This window comes from Acinetobacter sp. (assembly GCF_041911495.1).
In the GTDB taxonomy this organism is placed as follows: Bacteria; Pseudomonadota; Gammaproteobacteria; order Pseudomonadales; family Moraxellaceae; genus Acinetobacter.
On the sequence record NZ_JAYROT010000005.1, the window covers coordinates 64629 to 71374 of the forward strand.

A 6746-nucleotide genomic window follows, 5' to 3' on the forward strand; every position below is an offset into this window, starting at 1 on the left:
ACGACAATCGTTTTTAACAATGGATAACATACCATCGTCAAGCAGGGAGGAAAAGCATAAGCTGTGAAAAATCTAAGAATAATCTTATTAAAAACGCATTAGATGAGATGCTTTTGAATACTCCATCACGATTCGAGAAGTTTTGTTTCCGATACGGCAAATAAACTGTCTTTCTCATTCTTTTCTTTAAAGGTATTTATCCAAGCTTGATGTGCTTCCAACTCACTTTCTGTTGGAAAAATGAGTGGAATGTCGTGTTGTGTATTGGTGTTTGTATTGATGGTTTGATCACTTGCCGATTTTTGATGATGTTGATCTAGGCTAAAGCTCACCTGACCACCAGTCATCGCAAGATAAACGTCTGCCAAAATCTCCGCATCGAGTAATGCGCCGTGGAAAGTACGATCACGAGGTGGAATTTCATAGCGCTTGACGAGGATATCTAGGGAATTCTTTTGTCCAGGGTGTTTGCGTTTTGCAATGGCAAGTGTATCGGTCACTTTGCAGACAGCTGAAAGCTTTTTGTCTAAAGCACGTTCGAATTCTGCATCTAAGAAGTTCATATCGAAAGTTGCGTTGTGCGCAACGATTTCTGCACCTTCGAGATAAGCGAACAAAGTGTCTGCGATCTCAGCAAACTTTGGTTTATCTTTGAGGAACTCGTCGCTGATACCGTGAACATTTTCAGACTCACCCACTGGCTTTTCGGGATTGATATAGATATGAATCGAGCTACCTGTAAGTTTGCGGTTGATCATCTCAATTGCGCCAACTTCAATGATGCGATCGCTGTCTTGATAATAAAAACCTGTGGTTTCGGTATCGAGTATCAGTAGTCGCTCACCAACTTGTGGGTTGGTGGTTTCAGTGATTTTGATATGCGCATTTTCTGTAATCTGAGCTTTGATCTCAGCTTTTGGCGTGCTAATTATACTTTCATCGGAAATTTCATCAGTTACTTCTTCTAATTCTTCTAAATGATCAGTTTCTTCAGACAAATCAGTTTCCTCTGTTGAGTCTGTCGCATCTAATCCAAAAGGATCATCGAGCAACCAATCGGATTCAGTCACTTTTTTTTTATCATCACTTTTACCGCTTGGTGTTGTTGTGGTCGATTGGAGGGAACCTACACCTTTGTTTGCCAGTTGATCGGCACGTTCATTGCCTTCATGACCTGCATGACCTTTGATCCAATGCCAATCGATTTCACGCCCTTGTGTGACTTCATCGAGTGTTTGCCAAAGGTCAGGATTTTTCACATCCTTCCAATTTTTCGCTTTCCAACCTGTGATCCACTCGGTGATGCCACGTTTGACATAGTTGGAATCGGTATAGATAGTCAGCTTTGCAGATGTCGGACAAGCTCGAATGCCTTCGATCGCCGCGGTGAGCTCCATGCGGTTGTTCGTGGTATCTTCTGCACCACCAAATAGCTCTTTTTTGCCTTGCTCTGGGTCAATGATGTATGCACCCCAACCACCCTTCCCGGGATTGCCTTTGCATGCACCATCAACATAAAGTGTATATTGTTTATGCAAGGTTGAAGGGGGAGTAGAAGCGTTTGTAGAAGAATTGACCATACGAACCAAAACAAGCGTGAGTGCGATATAAAGAATTGGCTTAAATCATGCTTTGTTCGAGCCAAAAGTGCAAGCCACATTGTTGTATTCTGTGGTGTAAGCGCATGCGCAATGTGCAGACGCTTGCAGAATATGGATTAAATTTCTTGTAACATTTGCGATCTATGCGTTACATAAAAGGGCATTGTAATCAGTTGAGGGTTTACTACAATGCTGTGTTTAACCTTTTGGACTTTAGTCTAAAGAAATTTGTTTTTTAGTGTTTTTGACACATGAAAGCCGTGTTAAGTGTAAGTCATAAATAGAGTTTTGTTTTATCACACTAGAATAGTGAATCTAGTAATAAACATTTCACCATTAATATTTTGGATTGTTTTATGTTGAATGCCACCCCGATGATTTGGTCTACCACTATCAGCCGTTCTTTTCGATTATCAATCATTGCGACTGCTATCGCTTCATTGGGTGTATTAACAGCGTGTAGTTCAACACCACAAAAATCCTCTGTGGCAAAATCTAGTGTTGCCGATGATGAGCTGCTAGATGCGGGCAGCGTCGACTCATTAGAAAATCTACTTTACGCCACAGATATGCGTGCTGTGGAAGGTGATCGACTACTGATTCTGCGCCATGGTGATGTATGGAAGCGCATGACCGTTGGCTTCAAAATGAATCTCAATCTTTACAATCCACGGATTGAAGCCCAGCGTGGTTGGTTTATTACTCGTCAGCCGTATTTGGATCGGTTGAGTGCACGTGCCAGTCGCTATATTTATTACACAGTCAAAGAAGCTGAGCGTCGTGGTATCCCAACCGAACTTGCGCTATTACCTGTGATTGAGAGCTCATACGATCCAGCTGCGACTAGTAGCGCAGCAGCGGCAGGGATGTGGCAGTTTATTCCAAGTACAGGCAAGATCTATGGTCTGCGTCAGACAGATTTGTACGATGGACGTCGTGATGTGGTGGAGTCTACTCGTGCTGCCTATGAATATCTCAGTAGTTTATACAATCAATTCGGTTCATGGGAACTTGCCTTAGCCGCCTATAATGGTGGTCCGGGACGAGTGCAACAGGCGATCAATCGTAACAAGGCTGCTGGTCTAGCTACCGATTTTTGGTCATTAAAACTACCAACTGAAACCATGAACTATGTACCTCGTTTCTTAGCTGTTGCACAAATCATCAAGAATCCACATCAATATGGCGTGTCATTGCCACCGATCGCCAATCGACCACACTTTCGTGAAGTTACGATTCCCGGTGCGATTGACTTAAATGAATTGTCTAGCATCTCAGGAGTCAGTCGTGGTGAGCTTTATGCACTGAATCCGGGACACCGTGGCAACTATACCGATCCATTTGCGCCAAATCGAATTCTCATTCCGAATGAAGTGAGTGCAAGTGTTGATACCAAAATTGCCAAAATGAAAACGGTATCAGGCTCAGGTGGTTTGTGGGCAGGTGGTAGTGCACCATTACCAACACTGAAAAGTGCCAACACACCGTCATTACAATCTTCTGTTTTGGTGACACGTAGTCCAAGCGAACTACCAAACTCAAGTGCGATTGCTAAGCAACAAACAAGTACGCAAAAGGCAACGACAGCAACCACACAAGCTACAACAAATAATTCTGCATTAAAAATCACGACTTCAAGCAGTGCAACAGCACAAAACACCACAGTTGCAACAGTCCCTAAGTTTGAAAAACAATCTACACCAAAAGGTTCGAATGCTTTAGCAAGTTTTGCATCCGATGCCTATGTGCCAAGCGCACCACGACTACCTGTGTCGATCACTCCGAGCACAGCAGTGAAGCAAATCAATCTCGAACCACCAATCTCAGAAGTTGAAAAACAAGTGATCGTTGCTGAGCAAGCAGAGCAGACGGCGAAGACAACCGCTCAGACTGCAATGCAGGTTGAAAAAATAGCACAGCAACAACCAAGCGAAGCGGTAAAACAACAAACAGAGGTTGAGAAGCAACAAGTCATCGCAGAGCTTGAGAAAATCGCACCAAAAGGCACAGAGATTGTTGATCCATTAGATGGTAAGATTCGCCTCACTGCGATCCAAAGTAGTCAATCTATCGCAGAGCAAACAGGTCAAGATGTTGAGATCAATTACGCTATTCCAAAAGCGGTAGCTGAGGCAGAGCTTGCGGCAAAAAGCAAAGATGCTGAGCTGAATCGAGCAAAACCAATCGTAGAAACCAAAAACGAAGTGGTCGTAGTCGCACCAAAGGGTAAACGTGAGATTTACACGGTCAAGTCTGGCGATACTTTAGCCATTATTGCGACACGTTTTGGTGTGAATTGGCGTGATATTGCCCAGTGGAATCAAATCAACGCAGAGCGTCCACTGTATGTCGGTACGAAGCTATATCTCTATGATGTAAAACCGCCTGTTGAAAAGGTTGAGCAAGCCAAAGCACCTGAGCGTTATACTGTTCGTGCAGGAGATAGTTTAACCAGTTTGGTAAGTCAGTATCAGCTCAATCTACGTGATGTGGCGGCGTGGAATGATTTAACGCCGACCAGTAATTTACGTATTGGTCAACGCATTACCCTAGTTGAACCAAAAGACTTTAAAGCAAAAAATCAGCAAGACAATTCTCGAAAAGACAGTGCGCAAAAAGACAGTGTGCAAAAAAACAGTACTCAAAAAGAGAACAGTAAAAACGCTGAAATAAAAACAGTAGAATATCGTGTCAAACGTGGCGAATATCTCAAGCAGATTGCAGATCGTTATAACATGAGCACGACGGAGCTTGCGTCGTTGAATGCTGATCTCAATCCAAGCAGTGGTTTATTGGTTGGTCAGCGTATCCGAGTGCCTGCGGATCAAGTCGATGAAAAATCATCAACAGCGAAAGCGACTGAAAGCCAAATGAATAATGCCATTCAAACGGTAAGTTATACCGTCGTTGCAGGGGATTATCTCAGCACTGTAGCAACGAAGTACAAAATCAGTTTGGCAGAATTGGCAACACTGAATAATCTCAAATCCAATAGTCAGATCTATGTTGGTCAGAAGTTACAAGTACCAGTGATCGAAGATACTTCAAAAACAGCGACAAGCTCGAAACGCCCGAGCACTTACCAAGTGCAAAGTGGCGATACATTGATCGCTGTAGCGGATAAGTTTGACTTGTATGTCAAAGATTTGGCGCAGATGAATAATATTGCCACCAATGCCATGTTACGCCGTGGGCAAGTATTAAAATTACAAGCCGATGCAGATGCTTCAAATTCAGTTCCTGATACGACTGACAAAGCTGTAAAAAATGCAAAAACCAATGAAGTACAAGCTGAAAGTGAAAGCACAGCAAGCTTCAACGGTGCAACAGAAAGTTATACCGTGCACTCGGGTGAGTCTTTAACAGCAATTTCTAACCGCTATGGCATCACCAATGCAGAACTTGCAGGCTTAAATAATATCTCTAGTCGAGCAAATCTGCGTGTTGGGCAAAAGCTCAAAGTGCCAAAACTGACACAAAGCTATCAAGTCAAACGTGGTGATAGCCTGATTGCACTTGCACGTAAGTATGGCGTCACGACTGAAGAGCTTGCTGAAATGAATGATCTTAAAGTCAATGCACAGCTTCAACTTGGACAAAGCCTCACCGTGCCAAATAACTAATTTGAAATATGGTTTTGGCATGTGGTTTTTAATTTTTACTTTAGCATTTTGATGTTAATGGTTTGATTTTAGTGTTCTGATTTTAGTGTTTTGACTTTAGGACAAAGTAATCTAAAGTGAATTACCATTTTGCATTGCAGAAAAACAACCACAGGAAATGTCACAGGGAGTCTGTATGGGTTTTCAGGTTAAAGGCTTTAAAAGCTTAAGTGCTCAGACTAAAGGCTTTCATTTAAAAGCTTTTCAGGCATCTTGCTTTTTTCTCGGCATGGCATTTCTCGATACAAGTGCAAGCCTGAGTCATGCCGCAGTCCAGACGCTGAACTATGTCAGTTTAGATGCCAAACCTGCTTATGCCAATGCCAAAGTCTTACCTTATGCTAATGCTAATGCGCCTAAGGGTGGCATGATTACCTATCCTGCAACAGGCACATTTGATAATTTTAATAGTGTCAATGGTAAGGGTACAGCAGCCGATGGTCTGCAATATCTATACGACAGCCTCATGTCGAGCTCACTGGATGAACCGGGTGTGATGTATCCACTGCTTGCCAAAAGCGTGACATATGATCCTGATCAACCGAAAACTGCAATTTTCCATCTTGATCCACGTGCCAAGTTTAGCGATGGTTCACCACTGACTGCTGAAGATGTGGTATTTACTTTTAAAAAATTACTGACCGAAGGTGCGCCGGGGATTCGGATTTATTTTTCTGAAATTGAAGATATCCAAGCCACTTCAAAACATGATGTAAAATTTATTTTTAAAACTAACGACAACAAAGAAATGCCACTGATCGTATCGTCAGTGAGTATATTTTCCAAAAAATACTGGCAGGGCAAAGACTTCACCCGAGTGACTTCACAAGCACCGCTCGGTAGTGGTCCATATGTGATTGACCGTGTTGAGGGTGGTCGTACCATTAGCTATAAACGCAACCCAAACTATTGGGGCAAAGACGTGATGGTGAATAAAGGTGCGAATAATTTTGATCGGATTAAATTCGTTTATTACCGCTCATTAGATATTGGTTTTGAAGGTTTTAAAACAGGGCAATATACCGCACACACTGAATATACAGCACGACGTTGGGTCACTGAATATGACTTCAATGCGGTGCAAGCAGGACTCATCAAAAAGATAGAATTTCATCATCAAAATCCTGTGCCAACCCAAAGTACCGTGCTGAATACACGACGTAAAGTTTTAGATGATATTTATTTCCGTCAGGCGCTGAGCTATGCCTACGATTTTGAGTGGATGAATAAGGCATTGTTTTATGGGCAATATCAGCGTTTACAAAGTTATTTTGCCAATAGTGAGCTTGAAGCCAAAGGCAAACCATCTCCAGCTGAGCTAAAGGTTTTACAGCCTTATTTCAAAACCATGCACCCATTGATCAAACACGGCATTATGCGAGATTGGAAAAATCCTATATCCGATGCCAGTGGTTTCAACCGCTTTAATTTACTGGTTGCTCGGCATATGCTTGCCAATCAAGGCTACAAAGTGAATAAAAAA

Annotated in this window: 3 protein-coding genes; 2 read left to right on the plus strand and 1 reads right to left on the minus strand. The window is 42.5% G+C overall.

The window, feature by feature from the left end; genetic code table 11:
- Window positions 1-125: 125 nt before the first annotated feature.
- Window positions 126-1538, minus strand: a complete 1413-nt coding sequence (gene dnaQ, locus ACE3PQ_RS00530) for a DNA polymerase III subunit epsilon (RefSeq protein ID WP_374294206.1) — start codon at window positions 1536-1538, stop codon at window positions 126-128.
- A 419-nt stretch (window positions 1539-1957) separates the two neighbouring features.
- On the opposite strand from dnaQ, the gene ACE3PQ_RS00535 reads away from it, so the two are divergent.
- Window positions 1958-5224: a LysM peptidoglycan-binding domain-containing protein gene (locus tag ACE3PQ_RS00535; RefSeq protein ID WP_374294208.1), complete on the plus strand. Its 3267-nt coding sequence runs from the start codon at window positions 1958-1960 to the stop codon at window positions 5222-5224.
- Window positions 5225-5492: 268 nt separating this feature from the next.
- On the plus strand, window positions 5493-6746 hold a 1254-nt coding region (locus ACE3PQ_RS00540; protein ID WP_374294216.1), incomplete at its 3' end, for an extracellular solute-binding protein.